The sequence below is a fragment of the Mesorhizobium sp. M2A.F.Ca.ET.067.02.1.1 genome, from assembly GCF_004023285.1.
Taxonomy (GTDB): domain Bacteria; phylum Pseudomonadota; class Alphaproteobacteria; order Rhizobiales; family Rhizobiaceae; genus Mesorhizobium.
In genome coordinates this window covers 1-2,274 of the sequence record NZ_RZSB01000866.1, presented here as the reverse complement: position 1 = coordinate 2,274, position 2,274 = coordinate 1, and the positions used below count along the sequence as shown (strand labels likewise).

The following is a 2,274-nucleotide window of genomic DNA, read 5'->3' as shown; positions in this document are numbered from 1 at the left end:
GTTGGAGTTGGCGATGAGCACGCGCGGGGCATTGGAATGGGTCTTGAAGACGCCGACCGGCTTGCCGGACTGAACCAGCAGCGTCTCGTCCTCGCCCAGCATCTTCAGCGAAGCGACAATGCGGTCGAAATCGTTCCAGGTGCGCGCCGCCCGGCCGATGCCGCCATAGACGACCAGTTCGTTGGGGTTCTCGGCGACCTCCGGGTCGAGATTGTTCATCAGCATGCGCAGCGGCGCCTCAGTCGTCCAATAGCGGGCGTTGAGCTTGTCGCCGCGGGGCGCACGCACTTCGCGAATGTTGTGGCGCGGATCGTTCATCATTGTCCCTTTCGAGTAAGGCGGCGCGTCAGCGCCCAGCCCATTCAATGGCGGTTTCGAGAATGGTTTTCAGCGTGGCGCGGATCGGCGCGGCATAGCTTGGGTCGTAAGGCACCGGCCAGTTTTCCGGCGAACCCTTTTCGGCCGGCTCGCGCATATAGCCGCGGTTGGAGAGCTCCATCTGAAGCGCGTGGACGCCGTTCTCGGGCCGGCCGAAGCTTCTGGTGATCCAGCCGCCCTTGAAACGGCCGTTCACCACCCAGCTCTCGCCGGTCGCGGCAAGGATCTCGCTGACCTTTTGCTGCAGCGACGGATCGGTGCTCCTGCCGTCATTGGTGCCAAGGTTGAAGACCGGCAGCGTGCCTTCGAACAGGCGCGGCAGCACCGAGCGGATCGAATGGCAGTCATAGAGCACGATGTTCTCGTGCATGCCGCGCAGCCGGTCGATCTCGGCCTGCAGGGCGGCATGATACGGCACGAAATAGGTCTCGCGGCGCTGATCGATCTCGGACGGGGTCGGTTCGTCACCCATATTGTAGAGCGGATCGCCGTCGAACGTGTCCGTCGGGCAGAGCGTCGTCGTCGGCTGTCCGGGATAGAGCGAAACGCCGGAAGGATCACGGTTGACGTCGATGACCGTGCGCGAGATGGCGGTGTGCACGACGGTCGCGCCAAGGTCGGCGGCAAAATCATAGAGCTTGTCGATCCACCAGTCGCAGTCGCGCCGGCCGAGCCAGGTCGAGACCAGGCGAGAGTCCAGGCCTGCAAGATCGATGCCTGTGTGCGGGATCGAGACCAGCAGAGGCGCAGTGCCTTGGGTGACGGTAAGCCAGTTGGGCGAGGTCATGAGAGATCTCCCATCGCTGGAGTTGGAAAGCGTTCTCACGACGCAATCCCGGGCAGCTTCACAGCACCGGCCGCCTTCACCGCGGCGCCGCTGCGCACCATGGCGATCGCCTTTTCCATGTCGGGATGGAAATGCCGGTCATTGTCGAGATACGGCACCTCAGCGCGGACCAGCTTGCGCACCGCTTCGAGCGCCTCGCTCGAAGCCAGCGGCGCTTGGAAATCGCAGCCTTGCGCCGCGGCCAGCAATTCGATGCCGATGACGGCGGTCGCATTCTCGATCATGCCGAGCAGCCGGCGCGCGCCGTGCGCGGCCATCGAGACATGGTCTTCCTGGTTGGCCGAGGTTGGGATCGAATCGACGCTCGCCGGATAGGCCTTCTGCTTGTTTTCCGAAACAAGCGCTGCCGCCGTCACCTGCGGAATCATGAAACCGGAATTGAGCCCCGGCTTGGGCGTGAGGAAGGCCGGCATGCCCGACAGCGCCGGATCGACCAGCATGGCGATGCGCCGCTCCGACAGCGAGCCGATCTCGCAGACGGCCAGCGCGATCATGTCGGCGGCGAAGGCCACCGGCTCGGCATGGAAATTGCCGCCGGAGAGCGCGGTGTCGTCCTCGGCGAAGATCAGCGGATTGTCAGTGACGCCATTGGCCTCGGTCTCGAGCGTGTCGGCGGCCTTGCGCAGCACATCGAGCGCGGCGCCCATCACCTGCGGCTGACAGCGCAGGCAGTACGGATCCTGCACGCGCTCGTCGTCGACGCGATGCGATTCACGGATGGCACTGCCGGCCATGAGATTGCGCAAGGCATCCGCCGTCTCGATCTGGCCGCGATGCTTCCGCAAAAGATGGATGCGCGGATCGAAGGGAGCGTCGGAGCCCTTGGCTGCGTCCGTCGACAGCGCGCCGGCAACCAGCGCCGACTGGTAAAGCACCTCGGACTCGAACAGGCCGGCCAGCGCAAAAGCGGTCGAGAACTGCGTGCCGTTGAGCAGCGCCAGGCCTTCTTTGGCGCCGAGCGTCACCGGCTCCAGCCCATGCGAGACGAAGGCGACCTTGGCCGGGAAGCGGCCATGCGGGGTAAAACATTCGCCGACGCCGATCATGAC

At 64.7% G+C, this 2,274-nt stretch carries 2 protein-coding genes and 1 pseudogene; all 3 read right to left on the bottom strand.

Going from position 1 to position 2,274, the window contains the following annotated elements:
* A pseudogene (locus EOA28_RS32975) lies at nt 1–321 on the bottom strand (urocanate hydratase); the annotation flags it as partial.
* A gap of 25 nt (nt 322–346) precedes the next feature.
* Entirely contained in the window at nt 347–1,165 is an 819-nt protein-coding gene (gene hutG / locus EOA28_RS32970) for an N-formylglutamate deformylase (protein WP_127249972.1), read from the bottom strand.
* Nucleotides 1,166–1,200: 35 nt separating this feature from the next.
* On the bottom strand, nt 1,201–2,274 hold a 1,074-nt coding region (locus EOA28_RS32965; protein ID WP_128315710.1), incomplete at its 5' end, for an aromatic amino acid lyase.